The following is an 18,784-nucleotide window of genomic DNA, read 5'->3' as shown; positions in this document are numbered from 1 at the left end:
CGACGAGGGCGAGGGCCTGCATCCAGCCCGCGAGAGTGGATCCCATGTCAGAACTTCTCCGGGAAGATCAGCGCCACGACGAGGTAGCCGACGAGCGCGACGGCCACGATGAGACCTGCGAGGTTTTCCGCGCTCACAGCTTCTCCACCCCCTTCGCGATCAGGGCGAGGACGGCGAACACGGCAACCGTGACACCGACGTAGATGAGATCGGACATGGGCTCCGCCAGAGTGGCTCATGGAATGGAACCGTGGGACGCCACGTGGGCGTCACGGCACCGGGGGAAGACCGGCGGGGAGCAGCCAACCAGTCGGCCGGGACACGCCTCCGGCCCCTGACGCCCTCCATATGGGCGATCCTTAAACATTGACGCGGCATTGATATCCGCGTCATGCGTCCGAGACCCCGGGTTGTCCGAAACGTTTCGGGCCTCGGACAACGTGGCTGCCCGAGGCTCGTACACCCGCATCTCCACTCGACCAGAGCTTCTCCGGCTCCGCCCCTCCCCGCGCGGGGCCGGATCGCCGCGATGGACCGCACTGGGCGCCCAGGCGGGCCGGGTGGTCCCGCTCTGGGAGCGGAGGACAGCTGCCAGGGCACGCTGATCACCATCACACCAGGGGTGAACAGGAGCCAGCCGTCAACCAGAGCGCCGGCTGTCCCGCCTCGCGGCCAGCGTCAGGGTGTGGTCCACCCGGCCAGCGTGTCCTTGCCGTCCTCGGGGATGATGCCGAACGCCGCGCTGGGCGGCTGCGGGTCGTCGCCGAAGAGCACCCGGACCGCGCGGTTACTGACTTTGGCGCTTCGAGGTGGTGGATTCCTCGGACTCTACGCTCGGCCTCCCACGGCCATCACCCTGAAGCGCCGAAGTCACGCCTGCCGCCCTTGCTCAGGGATTGGCGTTCTCCGGTGCCAGCCTCCGGCGGCGGGCGGCGCGGACCGGCCCGATGACGGCGTAGCCGAGGGTCGGGGTGAGGAGGAGGGCTGCGGCGGCGGGCCAGTAGGACCAGGGGGTGAGCAGCGCTGCGGAGGACTCCGTGCGGCCGGCGATCACTACGGCCGCGAGCACACCGGGCAGGGCGAGCGGGGCCCACCACGGGTAGCGGCCGCGGGGAGCGCGCCGGGTGGCGACGCACCACGCGGTGAACAGCACGGTCGCGGTGAGGGCCCAGACCAGCATCGCCGTGTACTCACCGACCTGGCGCTCCGGGGAGTCGACGGTCGGGGCGGAGACCCCGTCGACGCTCAGCTGGGTGGCGGTGCGGCCGTCGAGCCCGGTGGTCACCTGGACCAAGTCGCCGCTGTGCAGCTCCCGGAGGCGTGCGGGCAGTGCAGCGAAGTGGAGCGTCCGGTGGTCGTAGTCCGACTCCCTGCGCACCATCAGCTCCGCGCCGGAGCCACCGTCCGTGTCCGGGACGATCCGGACGACCTTGTGCTGCTCCACCGCCCGGCACCTGCCCGGGGCGACGGGCGGCACGACCGTGCAGAGCGGCGCCGAGTCGTAGCGGCGGGCCGCGTCCAGGCCGTCGAGAAGTTGGACGGTGGAGATCACGGTCAGCAGGGCGGCGACGCGGGCGAGGGCGCCAGGCAGTACGCCGCGCAGTCGCTGTAGCGGCCGCTCAGGTGTCAGGGGGCCGATCCGGAAGGACTCGTCGGCGTGCCGCTCCCATGGGGCCCGGACCTGGGCGAGTTTCAGCTCGAAGTGCGGATCGGGGAAGACGACGTTCGAGTGGAGGCCGGGCAATGTCCGCCGGCGGCCGTCCACCAGGGTGATCCGCACGCTGGTGGATTCCCCGCCCTGGTTGCGCTGCCTGCGCTCCGCTATCCAGCGGATCTCGCGCCACGGGTAGCTGCGGACCCGCCCGAGGCCCCGGTAGATCCGGATGCCGTCCTCCCCCACCGCGGTCCAGCTGCGTCGGTACAAGGTCAGGAGGACGGCGAACAGCACGGCCATCGCACCGATCATCCACAGCGTTCCGACAGCCCGACCCGCACCACACCCGCCACGATCTGGAAGGCGAGAAGGACCAGAAACCACACCACCCCACGCCGATCGGCCTTGAGGTCCCCACCCCTGAAACGAAGTTCGTTCACCGCGGCAGCGTATGCCCGGCCCCCGGCTGAACCCCGGGCGGGGCCACAGCCTGACTTAGGCCCCGGGGCCGTCGTCCGCCACGGTCCGGACGAGGCCACCGGGGGCCGCTCGGATCACCCGGTGCCGGTGGCACGCGGCACCGGGTGGGTTCACGGGGTCAGCTCTGCCCGGCCTTGCGGCCGTGGTTCGCCTTCTTCTTGCGGCGGGCCTTCTTCTTGCGGGCGCGCTTGGACATGGTGTGTGTTCTCCTCGGTGCGGGTCAGGCCTGGGCGACGAGCTGGTCGGCGAGCTTGGCTAGGCGGCGCTGCGAGCGCTCCTCCTGCGCGATGGCGGCGGTCGGGGCGAGGTCGCCGCCGTCGTAGTACTCGCCGTTGATCAGCTCCGTGTCCGGCAGGCAGAGCCGGACGACGGCCGCCGCGCCCTCCGCCGCCGGCGCGCCGGTGCGCCCGTACAGCGGGAGCAGCGCGGTGTCGCACTGGCCCGGGTTGAGGCTGACGGCGGTGATGCCGGAGCCGGCCGGGGCCATGTCACGGGTGTCCATGGTCAGCGCGAGCTGGGACTGTGCGTAGGCGGCGACCCGCGAGTACTTCTTCGCCCGGTGCGGGTCCGACCAGTTCATCGAGGCGGTGCGGTGCAGCGAGGAGGAGACGTTGACGATCCGGGCGTCGCCGGCCGCCGACAGCGGGGCCCGCAGCAGCTTCGCCAGCAGGTGCGCGGCGAGGAAGTTGACCTGCAGCGAGACCTCGTTGCCGTCGTCGGTGAGGGTGCAGCGCTCGGGGGCCATGACGGCGGCGTTGTTGACCAGCAGGTCCAGCGCCGGGTAGTGCTTGACCACCGTGCCGGCCAGCACCGCGATCTCGGCAAGGTGGGTGAAGTCGGAGGCTAGCTCGACGAGTTGGTCACGCCGCACGCCGGCCGTGACCAGTCGCTCGACGGCGTCCTCGGCCTCGGCGGCCGTCCGGGCGTGCACGAGTACGGTGGCGCCGTGCCCGGCGAGGAGGCGGGCGGTCTCCCAGCCGATGCCGGAGGAGGCGCCGGTGACGAGGGCGGTGCGGGCGGACAGTACTGCGTCGGACATGACCCATCCAAGGGTGAGAGGGCACGGCCGGGGTGGAACCGGGCGCGATGCCGCGCCCGGTGGGTGCCGTCCGTGCGAAGAGTGTGCTGCGATGAGACGCGCACCAGCCCGGACCCGTGAACGGGTGGCGGCGCGGCAATGCGCCAGGGCGGGTGACGGAGGAGAGGGGCGAACCCCGGCCGAATCAGCCGCAGTTCGCCCGGCCCGAGGCGTGCGGGTGTGAAGCCCCGCGCTACCGGACCGCGGTGAGGACCGCGACAGCGACGACCCGCGGCCGCGTATGCGGCGGACGGTCGTGGTGGCGTGTCGAGCGGTTCATGTCCTTCATGAAACTCGGCCCGGACGCCCGGGGCAAGTCCGCCCCGCCCTCCTTACGCAACCCTGACGCCGGTGTGACTGATCATCAAATCCTCAGGACCCCAGTCGCGCACGGCCGCCGCGACCAGCACGACGGCGACGGAGGTCTCGAGCGGCAGCGACCGGAGCACCAGGTGGTAGGTGCGGCCGCCAGGCCTGGCAGAACACATCTGCCGGGCGAGTCGTCAGGGTTGCGTCAGAACCGGGTTCGTGCGCGCCAGGCTTGCGTCAACCCGGGTGCGGCGGAGCCGCAGCGGGTGAGTCACTGGGGCCGTGTCCGTCACCACCACCCAGCTGCCCTTCACCAGCCTGCTGCCGGCCGAGGAGCCCGGCACCGAGGCGATCGTCGCCCACGTCAAACGCACTGGCCGTGGCGGCTGGTGGACCGACCGGCCCGACGCCGCCCGGGTGCTCCTCGTGCACAGCGGTCCCGAGCGGCTGCTCCGCGGCGATCCCCGGCACCTCGATCCGGCGGCTCTGGCCCCGCTCGGCCGCGGCCAGTTCACGGCGCCGGAGCGCTTCCTCCCGCTGCTGGGGCACACCTTCACCCACGTGACCCCCTGGGTCCGCACGGTCTACGTCCAGCAGGGCCCGCCACGGCCCGTCTCCCCCCATGTCAACGACTGGGTACGACCGTTGACCCCCTCGGATGCGCGGCGGTTCGAGCGGTTCAGCGCCCGATCCGCGGCATCCGCGTCGGCTCCCGAGCTGCCCCACTGGCTGACGTGGACCTGGGGCGGACACGCGGAGCTGGCCGCGAGCGGCTTCGCCTGGGGCGCCGTCCTCGGCCCGTACCTGGCCGCTGTGGCCTGCGGGTATCTCGTCGGACGCCGACACATGGACATTGCCGTGGCCACCGATCCGGCGTTCCGTCGGCTGGACCTCGCCCTCGCCTGCGTCACGGCCGCCGCCCGCGACGCGCGCGACGCGGGCCTGACCCCGACCTGGGCCGCCTCCCGGGTCAACCTGGCCAGCCGGGCCCTGTCCGTGGCCGCGGGCTTCCGCCCGGTCCGCGACGAGGTCGTGTACTGGACCGGCCCCGCCATCGCACGCTGAGGACGTCCGATCGACCCGCCCGTCCGGCATTCTCCCCGGCCTCGGCCGACAGCCAGCACTCGTCAGGAAACCGCCAAAGCTGGACATCCGGACGTCATGGTTCCGTCAGCGCCAGCCCGTCCGAGGCTACGGCGCCGACACTCACGCTGTGATCACTGGAGAGCCGGATGACCGGGAAACCGTCATGTCCGGTTCGGCGGGAGGCCCCTCGGAAAAGGACCTGCCACGACAGGCACCTCGCCGCGCAGCCGACCCAACCGCCTGGTTGCACCAGTTCAAGCGCCTCCGAATCCGATACGAGCGCCGAGCCGATCTCCACCAGGGCCTGCTCGAACTGGCCTGCAGCATCATCTGTCTCCGCCGCCCGCGCTGCGCATCGTGAATGATCGGCCAGCATGTCCGCGCTCTCACGGCAAACTCGATCGCGGCCCCGACCGCGCCGTGGATAAAGTCCGCCTGTGCTCACAACGCCCCGTGTTTCTTAGCTCGGACACCAGCCTCGACGCCACCCTTGTGCCCTACAGCCATTACGGAGCGTAACAACAGTGAATACCTCTCGTAGTTCCGGCCTGCTCCGGAACCAGGACTTCTCGCTGCTGTTGAGCAGCCAACTGATATCCGCCATCGGCGACCAGGCTCAGTTCATGGCCTTGCCTCTGGTTGTGCTGGCCCTCACCGGGTCGGCCACCCAGGCCGGGTTCGTGCTGGGCCTGGGCACCGTCTCCTTCCTTGCCTTCGGGCTGGTAGCAGGGGCGCTTGTTGACCGGTGGAACCGCAAGGTGACCATGATCTGGTGCGAGGTCGGCCGGACCGTGCTCACGTCCGGCGTCGCCGTCGCGCTCTGGCTGGACCGGCTCACAATGCCCCAGCTGTGTGCGACGGCCGTGCTTACCGGGGTTCTGGGGACCGTCTTCCAGGTCGCGAGCACCGCGGCGCTGCCGAACGTGGTCGATGCCCGGCAGCTGCCCACAGCCCTCGGCTACCAGCAGTCCGCCGGTAGTGCGGTCAGCATCTTCGGAGCTCCGCTCGCCGGTGTGCTCTACGCCGTCGGGCGGGTCGTGCCGTTTGCCGTCAACGCGGTGTCATTCGCCGTTTCGGCAGCGTCGCTGCGCCTGATGCGCGCACGATTCCAGGCGGAGCCGCAAGACATCCGACCGAAGGACCGACTCACCACGGAGATCCTGGAAGGGCTCAGGTGGTTGTGGCGCGAGCCGGTCATTCGCTTCCTCACCCTGGTAGCGGCCGCTGACAAAGTCCGCTATGGCGCCGGCTATCTGCTGATCATCACTCTCGCCCAGCAGCTCGGCTCGTCGCCGCTGTGGATCGGTGTCATCTTCAGCGGAGCGGCAGTCGGTGCGATGGCAGGGGCGTTGGTGTCCGACAGGGCTACGCGTCGTTTCCCGCTCGGCCGGATCGCCGTGGTGATGCTGTGGCTGGAGGCGGTGATGTTCCCGCTGTACGCACTGGCCCCCAGCCCTCTGCTGCTGGCCGCAGTCGCGGCCGGCGAGTCATTGGTGGCGCCTGTGTACGCAGTGGCCATGACTACCCACCAGCTGAGCATTACCCCCGATGAGTTGCGAGGCCGCGCGGCGAGCGCAGTCACAACGCTCACCACGGGAGCCTTGTCGATCGGCGCGCTTGCAGGCGGCGCGCTGATCGGCACCCTGGGTGCCAAGCCGCTGGTCTGGCTCTGCGGAGCTTGGTTGTTCGCCCTGGCCCTTCTCACCACGGCGAACCGGGCCGTGCGACGGGCGCCCATGGCAGGCACCATCCCCCAGCAGGAGACCGCCATCGCGGTCCAGACCGCGGACGTGGCTAGCTAGGCTTCCCGGCTACGGGCACCGCTGATCGCTCATGGATGAAAGAACGCCCATGAGCCAGCGGTGGCCGTCGGCCGCGTCCTTCAATGTCTTTCGGTGCTGGTGTCGGCAGTCTTGGAAGACGCACGCTCCAGACGGGGAGACCGGACAAGACCCGCCGCGCGTTCATTTTAAAACCATTGACCAGGCCGAAGGCCCCGTCCGCGAAGGGCAGCGGTGGCTCGTCCGGGTCGGTGACCACCACCGCGCCCAGCAGGTGCAGCAGTTGGGTGGCGCGGGCCAGGTTCGGCGGCCAGGACTCGGTGGCCGCCAGCACGGGCGGGTACGCGCCCAGCCGCACGGCACCGGCGAGCACCTCTCCGCCGCCGGTCTGGATGTCCCTCGGTCGCCCGGCCCTCCAGCCAGGAGAAGTCCCAGCCGTTCCACGGACACGGACTCGGCCTCGGCCATCAGCTCTTCGAAGGTGCGCATCCCCGCATCGTCCCGGCGCCGACCCCGCCTGGCCACCTCATTTCGCCCCCGACACGTACCGCAGCACCGTCCCGACCCGCACCTCCACGCTCCCGGCCGCGATCAGCCCGCCTACCAGCTCCGCGCCGCCGCCGTCCGCCTCGAACGCGACCAGCACGCCCGGCTCCTCGCCGCACTGCCGCTCGACCGACTGCCGTTCCTCGGGCGTGGGCGCGCGGAACACCGGGTCCTGGAAGCACCCCGGGCAGCGGACGTACAGCGGGTCGGCGAAGACCAGCTCCAGGCCGTGGTGGTAACCGAGGTCGTACCCGGCGGCCAGACGCAGCTCGCCGGGGCGCCAGCTGTAGACGTCCCAGTCCCACCAGGAGCCCTCCGGCAGTTCGATCACTCCTGCCACCGCGCCCTGTCGTACGCCGCCTCCTCGATGCCCTGGTGGCGGACGGCCTCCAGCTCGGCGTCGGCGAGCAGTTCGGCGAACAGCGCGGGCGGACCGAAGACCTCGGTGGCGCTGAGGTCCCAGTTGGTGAGGACGAACCAGGAGCGGTCCGCGGGCCACCAGTGCGCGGGGAACTGACGACCCGCCGGGCGGGCGTCGTAGTGGGCCGTCGCCTCGTCCAGGCGGCCGCGATGGGCCGCCACCGGTTCCCCGACGTCCTCGATCGCCGCCGAGGCGAAGCAGCAGACCGTCCCTGGCCCGTCGGCGCTGTGCCGGGCCAGCACGTCCGCCAGCCGCGCCAGGCAGTCCCGGTCCGGCTCCCCGATCTGCGGGTACTCCACCTCGCCCGCCAACGGGACGCGCGAACGCGCCCGAGCCCGGCTTCGCGGACCGGTGCTGTTGGGTGCAGCCCGCCGACACGGGCTTCCTCCAGCTCGTCCTGATCGCCCGGGCGCCCTGACCGCCCCGCAGCCGGCCGGCTCCGGCTGACACCCGGCCCCACAGCGCCCCTGACCGGACGCGGCGGGACTGTTTCACGCCCACTGCTTTGCCAACCCATGTTACTTTTTACTCATGCGAGTAAATCCAAACGACGCGCCTCCGGCGGGTGGCCGGAGCTTCATCACCGACGCCCGGCGGGTCCAGATCGTCACCGCCGCGATCGAGACCGTCGCCGAACTCGGTTACGCCCGCGCCTCGTTCGCACAGATCGCCAAACGGGCCAAGCTCTCCAGCGTGCGGCTGATCTCGTACCACTTCGACGACAAGGAGGACCTCTTCCAGGCCCTCGTCGACACCGTCCAGGAGCAGGCGCGGGTCTTCATGCAGCCGCGCATCCGCGCCCACACCGAACCGGGCACGATGCTGGCCGCCTACATCGAGGCCAACCTGGAGTTCATGGCCGAGCGCCCGGTCGAGGTGCGGGCGCTGGCGGACGTCCTCAGCAACGCCCGCCGCGAGGACGGCACCCCGCTGGTCAGCACGGCCGGCTTCGACACCCCCGTCGCCCTACTGGTGCAGCATCTGCGGGACGGCCAACGCAGCGGCGCCTTCCGCCCGTTCGACGCCGAGGCGATGGCCACCGCGATCCGCGCCTCGATCGACGCGGCCGCCAACCGGCTCGCTGTCGGGACCGACTTCGACGCCCGCGCATACGGACGCGAACTGGTCACCCTCTTCGACCTCGCGACCAGGAACGAGGCCGTGTCATGACCGTCCATGCCGCTCCCCGCCGGACCACGGTCTTCTTACCGCTGCTGTTCGACCTCCTCCTGCCGCTCAGCCTCTACTACGGCCTGCGCCTCGCGGGCGTGGACCAGTGGTGGGCCCTGCTCTGGTCGGCCGCGATGCCGGCAGCCACCGTCGTCGTCCGACTGGTCCGCACTCGCCGGGTCGACTTCCTCGCGCTGCTGATCCTCAGCGTGATCGGGCTCGGGCTGGTCCTCTCGGTACTCACCGGCGACCCGCGGACGCTGCTGATCCGCGAGGCCTGGACCGGCATGCTCGGCGGACTGATCGGCGTCTGGCTGCTCGCCTCGGTCGGCTACGGGCGCCCGGCGCTGATGGTCGTCTTCCGCTCGTTCGTGCAGCTCAAGGCCGGTAACGACGGGCTGCGCGCCTGGGAGGACCGCTGGGACCAGGAGGCCGCCTTCCGCCACGGTCTGCGGGTGCTCACCGTGGTCTGGGGCGCGGCCAGTCTGCTCAACGCCCTCGCCCAACTCGCCTTCGCCTACCTGCTGCCGGTCGACGCCGCCCCGGCGGCCATGCAGGCCTGCTGGCCGGTCATCGCGGTACCGCTGTTCCTCTTCCACCTCGCGTACACCAAGCGCCACGGCCTGCGGGCCTGACCGGAACGGACCTCCCTTGACCACCATTGCCGCTGATCGCTTACTACTCCTCCCCGAACCCGACCTCGACTTCCAGCCCCGCCACCGCCTCCACGACGCGCGCTGCGCCGTCCTCCTCCGCCATGGCGCGGGACGCCGCCTCCGCCCGCGCTCGCAGGGCCCCGCCCGCCACGGCCTGGCGGATGGCGTCAGCCAGGCCGGCGGCAGTCAGCTCGGCGTACGGTATCCGGCCGGTGCCCGCGCCCAGCCGGGTGAGCCGATCGGCCCAGAAGGGCTGGTCGGCCGTCACCGGGACCGGGACGCTCGGGACACCCGCCCGGAGCACCGCAGCCGAAGTACCGGCACCGCCGTGGTGCACCACCGCGGCCATGCGGGGGAAGAGCTGCGAGTGCGGGATCTCGCCGACCGTCAGGACGTCGTCCCCGTCGGCCGCGATCCCGGCCCAGCCCGACTGCAGGACACCGCGAACCCCCGCACGCCGCAGCGCGTCGACCGCGAGGGCGCCCAGGCGCTCACCCTGCCCCGCCGCCATGCTGCCGAAGCCGATGAACACCGGCGGCGGCCCGGCCCGCAGGAAGTCCTCGACCTCCGCCGGAAGACGGTAGTCCGCCGCGACGTACGGCCACCAGTTGCCGACCACCTGCAAGCCCTCCCGCCAGTCCGCCGGGCGCGGCACCAGCGTGGGGCTGAACCCGTGCAGGACCGGCCAGTTCACCCGTTCCACGGCCCGCCGTCGGGCCGTCTGGGAGCACGCCGGCAGTCCCAGCCGCGCCCGCAGCCGCCGCGCGGCCCCCGCGTGCAGCCGGTCCACCACGTGCTGGCCGAGCGCCCCCGCCACCCGGTTGCCCCAGCGGCCCAACGATCGCGGCGCCCCCACGACCGGCGGGAACTCCCCGGTCGGCAGGGTGGGTTGGAGGTAGACCCCGAGGCTCGGTACGTTCATCGCCTCGGCCAGGTGCCAGCCGAGCGGGGCGGTGGTCGTCGCGAGCAGGAGCAGATCGGCGCCGGGTGCGGCCGCGTCGGCGAGCCCGTCACCGAGCCGGTCGATGAACGCGGCGGCCCGTGCCAGCGACACCGAGCGCCTCTCCTCCACCCCGGACGGGATCCCGCGCGGATCGACCGCCAGCGGACGGAACTCAAGTCCACAGCCGCTCACCAGCTCGCCGAAGGTCTCCGGCGCCGCCAGGGCGACCTCGTGCCCCGCCTCCCGCAGCCGGGCACCGAGCCCGGTGTACGGGGCGACGTCACCGTACGAGCCGGCGGCCATGAGCAGGATCCTCATCGCGCCACCTCCCCGCCGGTCGAGCTCTGCCGCTCGGCGTTGGCACCGATGGCGCTGCGGAGGTACCCGGCCAAGCCCGGCCGCTGCTCGGCCGGGGGAACGACGAGGGCGAAGGCGCGGGCGTCCGCCTCGTAGTCGTCGGCGATCCGGCAGTGCATCTCGGGCGGGCAGGGCGTGAACCAGCGGGTGATGTGCTGCCGGTGCTCCTCCGCGAGGTCCAGCACCTCCGAGTGGTCGGCGGCCCGCCCCTCGTCGAAGGCGGCGAGCAGCCGCCCCCGCCACACCGCGGCCTCGGCCATCAGCTGTCGCCAGTCCTCCTTCGTATGGGCGGCGGCGCGTGCCATCGATTCCTGGTGGCCCTCCCGCTCGCCCCACTTGAGGTGGGCATCGGCGGCGTAACTGAGGTCGAAGACGACATCGCCGAAGACCTCGAACCGTTCCTCGGGGCTGAGCTCGATCCCGGTGCGCTGAACCTCGATCGCCCGCTCGGCGACGTCCACCAGCTTCTGCAGCCGCGCGATCTGCTCGGTGAGGGCGTCACGCCGGGCGAGCAGGTGATCGAGCGCGGTGGCCTGCGGGTCCGCCAGGATGTCGGCGATCTCCTCGAGCGGGAAGCCGAGTTCCCGGTAGAAGAGGACCTGCTGCAGCCGGGCGAGGTCCGCCGCGTTGTAGAGCCGGTAGCCGGCCGGGCTGCGTTCGCTGGGCGACAGCAGCCCGGACCGGTCGTAGTAGTGCAGGGTCCGCACCGTGACCCCGGCGAATCCGGAGACCTGTCCGACCGACCAGCTCATGCTTCCCTCCCGTGCATCCGTGCATCCGTGCATCCATGTGTCCCGTGCGGCTGTGTGCCCCGCCGTGCCCCACGGTGCGGCCTGACGTTGGGTAAGGGTCAACACTCGCAGCCCGCCGGCCTGCGCCGGGCGCCGGAAGCCGGGGCCGGTCAGGTCTCGCGCTGCGGGTGGTGAGCGGTCTCGAACACCGATCGGCCGAATGGCCCAGTGGCCCCCACTATCAGGTAAGTCCCGGAGAGCTGACCCGATCGGCAGGGGCTGCGGTGATACGGTCACTGCCCGTGACAGAGCAGCTTCCGGCGTTCCCATACCACCCCGACCCCGTGGCCACCGGCGCCATCGTCCGTTCCGACGCGGAGTGCAGCTGCTGCCATCGAGCCCGCGGCTACATCTACGCCGGCCCCGTCTACGCAGCCGAGAAACCTCCGGCATCGGCTCTGCCCGTGGTGCATCGCGGATGGAAGCGCGGCCGACCGCTTCGAGGCCCTGTTCACAGACGTAGTCGACGACGTCCCAATGGATCGGCTGTTCGCGATCACGCAACGCACGCCAGGATTCAGCGGCTGGCAGCAGGAGCGCTGGCTGATCCACTGCGAAGACGGCGCCGCCTTCCTGGGCCCCGTCGGAGCTGCCGAGCTTGCCGCCTACCCGGATGCATCGGCATCACTTCGACAAGAACTTGCGTCCTGGCCGAAGCCGCAGGCCGAGCAGTATCTCAACGCGTTGACCAGGAACGGCCAACCGACCGCCTACCTCTTCCAGTGCCGGGCCTGCGGCACCCACCTCGCGTACGCAGACGCCACGTAGGCCGGCTCCGGGCGAGAGGTCAGAGAACAAGCTGAGCGAACGTCGGATGACCTCCCGTTCACCTGCTGTCAGAACGGCAAGTCACTCTGGCTGCCACGTTCAGCCCGAGGATCGCATTGACTGCCGCCACTGCCGGTCGGACCAACGGGGCGAGTTCTGAGCATGGTGACGAGCCCACTCCCGACGACTACGTCGCCACCGCCACCGCGCCGGCGCCGTGCTCGCCGCTCTCCTCGCCCGGCGCGGCCTGCGCCGGGGGCTGGTCACCGACGCCAACCCGCGCGCGCTCGTCTGCGCCCGCGACAACGCCCAGCACCTCGGTCTCGCCGACCGCGTCGAGACCGCCGGCACCGCCCTCTACCCGCCCGGCGACCAGCGAGCCGCCCTGATCGTCTGCAATCCGCCGTGGCTGCCCGCTCGGCCCTCCTCCTCCCTCGTCCAGGGCGTCTACGACCAGGACAGCCGAATGCTGCACGGTTTCCTGGGCTCCCTGGCCGACCGGCTGCTCCCGGGCGGTGAGGGCTGGCTGGTCCTCTCCGACCTCGCCGAGCACCTCGGCCTGCGCACCCGCACCGAGCTGCTCACCGCCATCGCCGGGGCCGGTCTGCGGGTCTCCGGCCGCCTCGACACCGTCCCGCGCCACCCCCGGGCCATCGCCCCCGACCGGTCCAGCGGCGGCGCAGGCCTGGTGACCGGTCGGATCACCGGTATCGCGGCCGACAGCGACGGCTACGTCTACGTCTACGTCTACGTCTACGTCTACGCGGGCGACGCCGACGGTGGTGTGTTCCGTTCCCGCAATCGTCGTTGCCTGGTGAGCACGAGTGCGGTCCTCCCCTGTGGCCGGCCGCGCGGTCGCACGGCCCCGGCAAAACAGGGGGTAAGCCTGTCCGGTCGGCCCGACTTGGGGAAGATCCATTCGGTAGGAAGCGGTTAAGAGCATTTGCCGTTTCGAACAGTTGGAATTCACCGAATGCCCTCGCGCATCAGCGCAGCTGACGACTGTTCACCTCGCGTACAGCCTCCGCCAGAGCGCCCGCGACGAGATGACCGGGTCGAAGGCTCCCGGCCGGTCCCGGGTGATCGGGTAGCAGGCGATCCCGATCAGCACCGCGCTCAGGTGCCCGATGCCGGTGTAGTCCCGGCTCTGGTACACGCCAACGCCGTAGACGATGAGCACCCCGACCACGTACAGGTACCGCCAGGGCCGCACGATCAGATAGGTGAGCACCCCGACCACGCCGGCGAGCGCATAGCTGACGCCGTAGTCGAGCGTGTAGACGGCCTTCGGCGCGGCGAGGCCCCGGTGGATCGCCCACCCGAGGACACCCTCGCTGAGGTAGGTGGCGCCGACGTGCGCCAGCATCGCCACCGAGATCCACCGCAGCGTGCCGAGCCAGCGCTCGGCGGGCACGTGGAAGATGTTGTAGAGCGCGAAGTAGCTCGGCCAGCCACCGCCCGCGATCCACAGCGTGCTGGTCGCCAGCACCCGGACCGGCGAGACCTGCAAGTGGTGCAGGTTGGTCGAGCGCCGCTCCAGGATGCGGTCGGCGGTCGCGGTGTCGACGTGCCGGATCACCTGGGTGGTGATCAGCAGGATCGCCAGCCAGATGTAGGTGCCCGGAGCCCGCCGGACATAGGCCCACACCGCTCGGGCCGCGCGAGCCCACCAGCGCCGCCGGTGCGCCTCGGGCACCTCAGTGGTGCTGCCGGTCATCGGGGCCTCCTCGACGGTCCCTCCCCACCCTCGCCCGCCTCCGCCGCCGCCCGCCGCCGCGGCGACCCGTTCGGGTGATCCGATCCGACCCCTGTCGCCCCTCGCCGCCGGCACGGTCGACACGGCCACTGCCCTCGACTGGCGTAGTCTGGGCCTCCGGCCTGCCGTAGAGCTGCCGGTATCTGAGAAACCACACAGCAAGGGCTCCAGGCACGATGAGGGACCGCCTCGGGACGACGAGACCGACCGCCACCGCCCGGCACCCGGCGCTCAGAACCGCCCTCCGCCTGCGGCTCACCACGATCTACGTCATCCTGCTTACCGTCACCGCCTCCTGGCTCGCCAACCAGAGCCACACCGAGCGCGCCCGGTTCGTCCGGCACAACAGCAGCAACGTCCACCACATGGAGGTCGGCAAGTGGTGGACGATGTTCACCAGCGGCCTGGTGGTCGACGGGGTCCCGGCCTGGGCGGGCATCGCCGCGGTCGCCGTCGTCCTGGGTCTGGCCGAGTGGCGCTGGGGCCCGGCTCGTGCGATCGCGGTCTTCGCGTTCGGGCACCTGGGCGCCACTCTGCTGACCGAGGGCGCCATGTGGATCATGCTGACCGCCCGGATCCCCGGCGCGCTCTCCCGAGCCCGGGACGTCGGGATCAGCTACGGACTCGTCGCCACCGTCGCCTGTCTGCTCGCCCTGGGCCCGCGCCCGCTGCGCCGGTACGGCCTGCCGGCCCTCGCCGTGGCGCTGGCCACCGCCTGGACGGTGAACCAGCAGCTGGCCGACGCCGGACACCTGGTCGCCCTCGGGCTCGGCGTCCTCGCCTCCCGCACCGCGTGGGTTCGCACCCGCGCCTCCCTGCCGGGCGATAGCGGATCCGGGAGAGACCCCGACCGCGAACCAGCGCACGACAGCGGCTGCGCCCGCTGACGTCCCCTCCACCCCGACCACGACGGGCCGGACTCTCCCGCTCTTGGGAGTCCGGCCCGTGCCCGTATCGCCACGCCCCCTCCCCACACATCCGCCGAGTTGGCCCCGGCCACCCCGGCCCATCACCCCGTCCGCCCCGTCCGCCCCGTCCGCCCCGTCCGCCCCGAAAAAATCCAGCCGATCCCCCAACCCACCCCCAACCGCCCTTTCGATCCCGTTGCCACCCCAACCACCCTTCCTCTCAGCCGAGTTGACTCGATCCACAGCCGACGGAGAGCGGCACCGCGAACCGCCACCCCAACCGACGCCTCCGTATTCTCTTGCGCTACTCTGCAAACCTATGCCAGAGTGCGGGCATCGGATCGAATACGCCGAATCCCCTCACACGTCGCTAAATCAGGAGCCCGCGCCGCGCGGGTGGGTCAAGGGTGCATGCATGTCGAAGGTCTTGAGCAAGCTGCCGGTCGGTGAACGGATCGGCATCGCATTCTCGGGCGGGTTGGACACCTCCGTCGCGGTCGCGTGGATGCGCGAGCACGGCGCCGTCCCCTACGCCTACACGGCCGACATCGGCCAGTACGACGAGCCCAACCTCACCGACGTCCCGGCCCGCGGCCGCGCGTACGGCGCCGAGCAGGCCCGACTGGTCGACTGCCGGGCCGCGCTGGTCGAGGAGGGCCTCGCCGCCCTCGCCTGCGGCGCCTTCCACATCCGCTCCGCCGGGCAGACGTACTTCAACACCACCCCGCTCGGCCGCGCCGTGACCGGCACCCTGCTGGTGCGCGCCATGCAGCAGGACGGGGTGTCCATCTGGGGCGACGGCTCCACCTACAAGGGCAACGACATCGAGCGGTTCTACCGCTACGGTCTGCTGGCCAACCCCAACCTGCGGATCTACAAGCCGTGGCTGGACCAGGCCTTCGTCACCGAGCTCGGTGGCCGCAAGGAGATGTCCGAGTGGCTCGCCGAGCGCGACCTGCCGTACCGGGACTCCGCCGAGAAGGCCTACTCCACCGACGCCAACATCTGGGGCGCCACCCACGAGGCCAAGCGGCTCGAGTACCTGGACGCCTCGATGGAGATCGTCGCCCCGATCATGGGCGTCGCCTTCTGGGACCCGGCCGTGGAGATCCAGACGGAGGACGTCACCGTCGACTTCGAGTTCGGCCGCCCGGTCCGGATCAACGGCCGTGAGTTCGGCACCGCCGTCGAGCTGGTGCACGAGGCCAACGTCATCGGCGGACGGCACGGTCTGGGCATGTCGGACCAGATCGAGAACCGCATCATCGAGGCCAAGAGCCGCGGCATCTACGAGGCCCCGGGCATGGCGCTGCTGCACACCGCCTACGAACGCCTCCTGAACGCGATCCACAACGAGGACACCCTCGCCACCTACCACACCCAGGGCCGCCGGCTCGGCCGGCTGCTGTACGAGGGCCGCTGGTTCGACCCGCAGGCGCTCATGCTGCGCGACAGCCTGCAGAAGTGGGTCGGCCAGGCCGTCACCGGCAGCGTCACGCTGCGACTGCGGCGCGGCCAGGACTACTCGGTGATCGACACCCAGGGCCCGAACTTCAGCTACCACCCCGAGAAGCTGTCGATGGAGCGCAGCGTCGACGCCGCGTTCGTCCCGGACGACCGGATCGGCCAGCTGACCATGCGCAACCTGGACATCGCCGACTCCCGCAGCAAGCTGGAGCAGTACGCGGGCCACGGCCAGCTGGCGCCGTGGAGCGGTCTGATCGGCGAGCTCGCCCCGGGTGGCGCGGCGCCGATCGCCGCCGGCACCGGTGACGAGGCGGAGTCCACCGCGCTCGACCACGCGGCGATCGAGTCCGGCACCGACTGACCCAGTCGCGTGACCCGGCCGACGGAGTCAGGCGACTGACGTCGAGGGGCGCACCCGGCGCAGGGCCGTCGCACCACATCGGTGCGGCGGCCCTGCGCCGTTCCCCTCACCTCACCCGAACGGCCGAACCGGCCGTGCGCACCGCCCCCGGCGGTAGCTGAATGGCGGACGGCACCCGGTGACGGGAAGGCAGGTCCGGGGATGGGTGAGGCGATCGGCCCGATGCTGGCCTCGGCGGTGGCGGTCGCGCTCAGCCCGCTGCCGCTGATCGCCGTGCTCCTGATCCTTGCCTCGCCCCGCGGCCGAACCAACGGGCTCGCCTTCACCGCCGGCTGGGGGCTCGGCCTGGCGGCGGTCGTGGCAGCGGTCCTGGCCGCGGGCAGCGCGCTGAGCCCGGACAGCGGCAGGCCGACCTGGTCGTCCTGGCTGAAGCTCGCCCTCGGCGCCATGCTCCTCCTGCTGGCCGCCAAGCAGTGGCGCGACCGGCCGAGACCGGGGCATGTCACCGCGCCGCCGACCTGGTTGCTGGGGATCGACCGCCTCACTCCCGCCCGGTCCGCCAGCCTCGCCGTGGCCCTGGTGGTGGCCCGCCCGAAGACCCTGCTCCCGGCGGTCGGCGGCGCCGCGTCCATCGCCGCCAGTCCGACCGGCGCGGGGGCCAAGGCACTGGCCGCCGCCCTGATGGTTCTGCTGGGCTCGCTGGGCACCCTGCTGCCGCTCGCGGTCCACCGGTTCGGCAACGACCGCTCGATCCGCACCCTCGGCGAGTGGCGCGCCTGGACGGCCGCGCACAACGCGGCGATCATGACCGCCGTCCCATTGGTTCTCGGCGCCGCCTACCTGGGCGACGCCCTCACCGGGCTCGCCTGAACCGCTGAACCCGAACCTGCAGAACCGGAACCCGCGCACCCGGAGCGCCGCCCGCGTGGCCCCGCGCCGCAACGGCCCCGGCGCCCTCACCGGATCCGCACCACCCCCCGCCCCCGCACCGTCCGCACGGCCAGCCGCCCGCCGTCGGCGCCCGCGTCGCAGCGGGCACTCGCCCCTGCCCCGACCGCGTCCCGCAGCGTCAGCAGGATCTCCCCGTCGTACCGCTCCGCCAGCCGCCGCGCGAGCTCGGCCGCGCTGCTCGGCCGGGCCTCCGGGGCCAGCTCCGGCAGCCGTCCGGGGCCGCTGAGGTCCTCGGCCTCGGCTGCCCAGCGCGCCGCGTCGCCCCGCTCGCCCTCGGCGGCGTAGTGCACGGCCAGACAGTGGACGGCCAACTGGTCACCGTATTGGACGGCGATCCGCCACCAGAAGACCCCGTCCGCCGTCCGACCCATGCCGTAGAGCAGGCAGCCGAGCGTGCGCAGAGCGGTCTTCTCGGCGAGTTCGAGGTCCAGGGCCAGTTCCGCCGGTTCCACCGCGCCCGCGACGCCCGCGCACAGGTAGCGCAGGTCGCGCCGCAGCTCGGATCGGCCCCCGGCCCAGGGGTGCTCCCCCGAGACCGGGACGTTCGGCGGCCGGGCGGCGGCGGGCGGACGGGCGGGGCGCTCCCGCGCGGTCGGGGCGGACCGGCGGGCGGCTGCCAGCCGCTCGGCCAGTCGGCGGGTGAACGCCACCGGGTCGTGCTCGCGGAACTCCCGGTCCAGCTCGGCAGCGTGCGCGCGCAGCAGCTCGGTGATCCTCATGTCGCCTGCTCGTCGTCCGGGTGCTCCAGCAAGTACTCCAGGTGGCGCCGCCCGAGGCTGTAGTAGGTGCGGGCGGTGGTGTGCGCGATGCCGAGCGCCCGGCCGATGTCGTGGTAGGACAGGCCCGCCTGACGCAGCCGGACCACGTCGGCCTGTACGGGCGCGGCGCGCGCGAGCTCCTCCATCGCCCAGTCCAGGGCGTCCAGTTCGGCGAGCTCCTCCAGCTCGTCCTGGCTGGTGTCCGGGCGCCGCTGGGCGATCACCCGTAGCCGCTTGCGCTCGGTGCGGCGGCGCTCGCGCATGACGTCGATCACCGCATCCTTGACGATCTTGAAGGCGAAGGCCTGCGGGTCCTCACTGGCCAGGGCTCGGCGCCAGTTCCGGTAGAGCGTGGTGCCGGCGTTCTGCACGGCGTCCTGGGCGTCCTCGCGGTGGCGCAGCCGCTGCTGGGCGTAGCGGAGGTAGCCGGAGTTCTCGCGGGTGAAGAAGGCCTCGAAGTCAGTCGGCAGGTCGTCGAGCGGGTCCGCCCGCAGGCTCCGCTCCTCGCCCGGCCCGAGCGTGTTCACACGCGCCCCCTCATTC

21 protein-coding genes and 3 pseudogenes are annotated in these 18,784 nt (G+C 71.8%); 11 read left to right on the top strand and 13 right to left on the bottom strand.

Features of this window, described 5'->3' with window-relative positions; genetic code table 11:
* Positions 1 to 47: 47 nt before the first annotated feature.
* The 5 genes from kdpF to ACWC9T_RS31825 all read right to left on the bottom strand — a co-directional run bounded on the left by kdpF (position 48) and on the right by ACWC9T_RS31825 (position 3,173).
* Positions 48 to 137, bottom strand: coding sequence for a K(+)-transporting ATPase subunit F (gene kdpF / locus ACWC9T_RS31845; RefSeq protein ID WP_037830997.1), 90 nt, complete (start codon positions 135 to 137; stop codon positions 48 to 50).
* A 752-nt stretch (positions 138 to 889) separates the two neighbouring features.
* Entirely contained in the window at positions 890 to 1,954 is a 1,065-nt protein-coding gene (locus tag ACWC9T_RS31840) for a hypothetical protein (RefSeq protein ID WP_449824518.1), read from the bottom strand.
* Between the two features lie 8 nt (positions 1,955 to 1,962).
* Entirely contained in the window at positions 1,963 to 2,094 is a 132-nt protein-coding gene (locus ACWC9T_RS31835) for a hypothetical protein (protein ID WP_449824517.1), read from the bottom strand.
* A 158-nt stretch (positions 2,095 to 2,252) separates the two neighbouring features.
* Complete coding sequence (locus ACWC9T_RS31830) at positions 2,253 to 2,330, bottom strand: 50S ribosomal protein bL37 (RefSeq protein WP_391732224.1); 78 nt, start codon at positions 2,328 to 2,330, stop codon at positions 2,253 to 2,255.
* A gap of 24 nt (positions 2,331 to 2,354) precedes the next feature.
* A complete protein-coding gene (locus ACWC9T_RS31825; RefSeq protein WP_449824516.1) occupies positions 2,355 to 3,173 on the bottom strand; it encodes an SDR family NAD(P)-dependent oxidoreductase in 819 nt (272 codons plus the stop codon).
* Positions 3,174 to 3,803: 630 nt separating this feature from the next.
* On the opposite strand from ACWC9T_RS31825, the gene ACWC9T_RS31820 reads away from it, so the two are divergent.
* The 3 genes and pseudogenes from ACWC9T_RS31820 (at position 3,804) to ACWC9T_RS31810 (ending at position 6,409) form a co-directional block, all read left to right on the top strand.
* On the top strand, positions 3,804 to 4,586 hold the full coding sequence (locus ACWC9T_RS31820; RefSeq protein WP_449824515.1) for a GNAT family N-acetyltransferase: 783 nt from the start codon (positions 3,804 to 3,806) through the stop codon (positions 4,584 to 4,586).
* Between the two features lie 259 nt (positions 4,587 to 4,845).
* Positions 4,846 to 4,968 (top strand): annotated as a pseudogene (locus tag ACWC9T_RS31815) (IS5/IS1182 family transposase); the annotation flags it as partial.
* A 163-nt stretch (positions 4,969 to 5,131) separates the two neighbouring features.
* A complete protein-coding gene (locus ACWC9T_RS31810) occupies positions 5,132 to 6,409 on the top strand; it encodes an MFS transporter (protein ID WP_449824514.1) in 1,278 nt (425 codons plus the stop codon).
* Positions 6,410 to 6,587: 178 nt separating this feature from the next.
* On the opposite strand, the pseudogene ACWC9T_RS31805 reads toward ACWC9T_RS31810, so the two are convergent.
* The 3 genes and pseudogenes from ACWC9T_RS31805 to ACWC9T_RS31795 all read right to left on the bottom strand — a co-directional run.
* Positions 6,588 to 6,877, bottom strand: a pseudogene (locus ACWC9T_RS31805) (SAM-dependent methyltransferase); the annotation flags it as partial.
* Positions 6,878 to 6,914: 37 nt separating this feature from the next.
* On the bottom strand, positions 6,915 to 7,274 hold the full coding sequence (locus ACWC9T_RS31800) for a hypothetical protein (RefSeq protein WP_449824513.1): 360 nt from the start codon (positions 7,272 to 7,274) through the stop codon (positions 6,915 to 6,917).
* Positions 7,262 to 7,666 carry a hypothetical protein gene (locus ACWC9T_RS31795; protein WP_449824512.1) on the bottom strand — a complete coding sequence of 135 codons (405 nt, stop codon included), beginning with the start codon at positions 7,664 to 7,666 and terminating at the stop codon, positions 7,262 to 7,264. Before ACWC9T_RS31795 ends, ACWC9T_RS31800 begins: the two co-directional genes overlap by 13 nt.
* Before the next feature lie 220 nt (positions 7,667 to 7,886).
* On the opposite strand from ACWC9T_RS31795, the gene ACWC9T_RS31790 reads away from it, so the two are divergent.
* On the top strand, positions 7,887 to 8,525 hold the full coding sequence (locus ACWC9T_RS31790; protein WP_449824511.1) for a TetR/AcrR family transcriptional regulator: 639 nt from the start codon (positions 7,887 to 7,889) through the stop codon (positions 8,523 to 8,525).
* On the top strand, positions 8,522 to 9,160 hold the full coding sequence (locus ACWC9T_RS31785) for a VC0807 family protein (protein ID WP_449824510.1): 639 nt from the start codon (positions 8,522 to 8,524) through the stop codon (positions 9,158 to 9,160). Before ACWC9T_RS31790 ends, ACWC9T_RS31785 begins: the two co-directional genes overlap by 4 nt.
* A 43-nt stretch (positions 9,161 to 9,203) precedes the next feature.
* Here the strand turns inward: ACWC9T_RS31785 and ACWC9T_RS31780 are convergent, their stop codons facing one another.
* Together ACWC9T_RS31780 and ACWC9T_RS31775 are read right to left on the bottom strand one after the other, a co-directional pair.
* Complete coding sequence (locus ACWC9T_RS31780; RefSeq protein ID WP_449824509.1) at positions 9,204 to 10,442, bottom strand: glycosyltransferase; 1,239 nt, start codon at positions 10,440 to 10,442, stop codon at positions 9,204 to 9,206.
* Complete coding sequence (locus ACWC9T_RS31775) at positions 10,439 to 11,233, bottom strand: MerR family transcriptional regulator (RefSeq protein WP_449824508.1); 795 nt, start codon at positions 11,231 to 11,233, stop codon at positions 10,439 to 10,441. The genes ACWC9T_RS31780 and ACWC9T_RS31775 overlap by 4 nt, the downstream gene beginning before the upstream one ends.
* Before the next feature lie 167 nt (positions 11,234 to 11,400).
* On the opposite strand from ACWC9T_RS31775, the pseudogene ACWC9T_RS31770 reads away from it, so the two are divergent.
* From ACWC9T_RS31770 to ACWC9T_RS31760, 3 genes and pseudogenes are all read left to right on the top strand, one after another.
* A pseudogene (locus ACWC9T_RS31770) lies at positions 11,401 to 11,592 on the top strand (hypothetical protein); the annotation flags it as partial.
* 13 nt (positions 11,593 to 11,605) lie between these two features.
* Positions 11,606 to 12,040, top strand: a complete 435-nt coding sequence (locus ACWC9T_RS31765; RefSeq protein WP_449824520.1) for a CbrC family protein — start codon at positions 11,606 to 11,608, stop codon at positions 12,038 to 12,040.
* 217 nt (positions 12,041 to 12,257) lie between these two features.
* Positions 12,258 to 12,977, top strand: coding sequence for a hypothetical protein (locus ACWC9T_RS31760; protein WP_449824507.1), 720 nt, complete (start codon positions 12,258 to 12,260; stop codon positions 12,975 to 12,977).
* A 69-nt stretch (positions 12,978 to 13,046) separates the two neighbouring features.
* Here the strand turns inward: ACWC9T_RS31760 and ACWC9T_RS31755 are convergent, their stop codons facing one another.
* Entirely contained in the window at positions 13,047 to 13,757 is a 711-nt protein-coding gene (locus ACWC9T_RS31755; protein WP_449824506.1) for a rhomboid-like protein, read from the bottom strand.
* A gap of 215 nt (positions 13,758 to 13,972) precedes the next feature.
* Here ACWC9T_RS31755 and ACWC9T_RS31750 point away from each other — a divergent pair, with 215 nt between their 5' ends.
* The 3 genes from ACWC9T_RS31750 to ACWC9T_RS31740 all read left to right on the top strand — a co-directional run bounded on the left by ACWC9T_RS31750 (position 13,973) and on the right by ACWC9T_RS31740 (position 17,402).
* A complete protein-coding gene (locus ACWC9T_RS31750; protein ID WP_449824505.1) occupies positions 13,973 to 14,683 on the top strand; it encodes a rhomboid-like protein in 711 nt (236 codons plus the stop codon).
* Positions 14,684 to 15,119: 436 nt separating this feature from the next.
* Positions 15,120 to 16,532 (top strand): argininosuccinate synthase, encoded by a 1,413-nt coding sequence (gene argG, locus ACWC9T_RS31745; protein WP_449824504.1) that lies wholly within the window; start codon positions 15,120 to 15,122, stop codon positions 16,530 to 16,532.
* A 201-nt stretch (positions 16,533 to 16,733) separates the two neighbouring features.
* A complete protein-coding gene (locus tag ACWC9T_RS31740) occupies positions 16,734 to 17,402 on the top strand; it encodes a GAP family protein (RefSeq protein ID WP_449824503.1) in 669 nt (222 codons plus the stop codon).
* A gap of 86 nt (positions 17,403 to 17,488) precedes the next feature.
* Here ACWC9T_RS31740 and ACWC9T_RS31735 read toward each other — a convergent pair whose 3' ends face one another.
* Positions 17,489 to 18,202, bottom strand: a complete 714-nt coding sequence (locus tag ACWC9T_RS31735; RefSeq protein WP_449824502.1) for a hypothetical protein — start codon at positions 18,200 to 18,202, stop codon at positions 17,489 to 17,491.
* On the bottom strand, positions 18,199 to 18,768 hold the full coding sequence (locus ACWC9T_RS31730) for an RNA polymerase sigma factor (RefSeq protein WP_449824501.1): 570 nt from the start codon (positions 18,766 to 18,768) through the stop codon (positions 18,199 to 18,201). The genes ACWC9T_RS31735 and ACWC9T_RS31730 overlap by 4 nt, the downstream gene beginning before the upstream one ends.
* Positions 18,769 to 18,784: the final 16 nt, after the last annotated feature.

Source organism: Kitasatospora sp. NPDC001159 (genome assembly GCF_053598235.1).
Note: the sequence above shows the minus strand (reverse complement) of the source record. Positions and strands in the feature narration are given on the sequence as shown.

What these genes read in the sequence shown, in the direction of transcription:
- ACWC9T_RS31735 (WP_449824502.1), bottom strand. Translation starts at nt 18,202, where the DNA reads ATGAGGATCACCGAGCTGCTGCGCGCGCACGCTGCCGAGCTGGACCGG.
- argG (WP_449824504.1), top strand. Translation starts at nt 15,120, where the DNA reads ATGTCGAAGGTCTTGAGCAAGCTGCCGGTCGGTGAACGGATCGGCATC.
- ACWC9T_RS31755 (WP_449824506.1), bottom strand. Translation starts at nt 13,757, where the DNA reads ATGACCGGCAGCACCACTGAGGTGCCCGAGGCGCACCGGCGGCGCTGG.
- ACWC9T_RS31740 (WP_449824503.1), top strand. Translation starts at nt 16,734, where the DNA reads ATGGGTGAGGCGATCGGCCCGATGCTGGCCTCGGCGGTGGCGGTCGCG.
- ACWC9T_RS31775 (WP_449824508.1), bottom strand. Translation starts at nt 11,233, where the DNA reads ATGAGCTGGTCGGTCGGACAGGTCTCCGGATTCGCCGGGGTCACGGTG.
- ACWC9T_RS31830 (WP_391732224.1), bottom strand. Translation starts at nt 2,330, where the DNA reads ATGTCCAAGCGCGCCCGCAAGAAGAAGGCCCGCCGCAAGAAGAAGGCG.
- ACWC9T_RS31750 (WP_449824505.1), top strand. Translation starts at nt 13,973, where the DNA reads ATGAGGGACCGCCTCGGGACGACGAGACCGACCGCCACCGCCCGGCAC.
- ACWC9T_RS31790 (WP_449824511.1), top strand. Translation starts at nt 7,887, where the DNA reads ATGCGAGTAAATCCAAACGACGCGCCTCCGGCGGGTGGCCGGAGCTTC.
- ACWC9T_RS31780 (WP_449824509.1), bottom strand. Translation starts at nt 10,442, where the DNA reads ATGAGGATCCTGCTCATGGCCGCCGGCTCGTACGGTGACGTCGCCCCG.
- ACWC9T_RS31825 (WP_449824516.1), bottom strand. Translation starts at nt 3,173, where the DNA reads ATGTCCGACGCAGTACTGTCCGCCCGCACCGCCCTCGTCACCGGCGCC.
- ACWC9T_RS31840 (WP_449824518.1), bottom strand. Translation starts at nt 1,954, where the DNA reads ATGGCCGTGCTGTTCGCCGTCCTCCTGACCTTGTACCGACGCAGCTGG.
- ACWC9T_RS31785 (WP_449824510.1), top strand. Translation starts at nt 8,522, where the DNA reads ATGACCGTCCATGCCGCTCCCCGCCGGACCACGGTCTTCTTACCGCTG.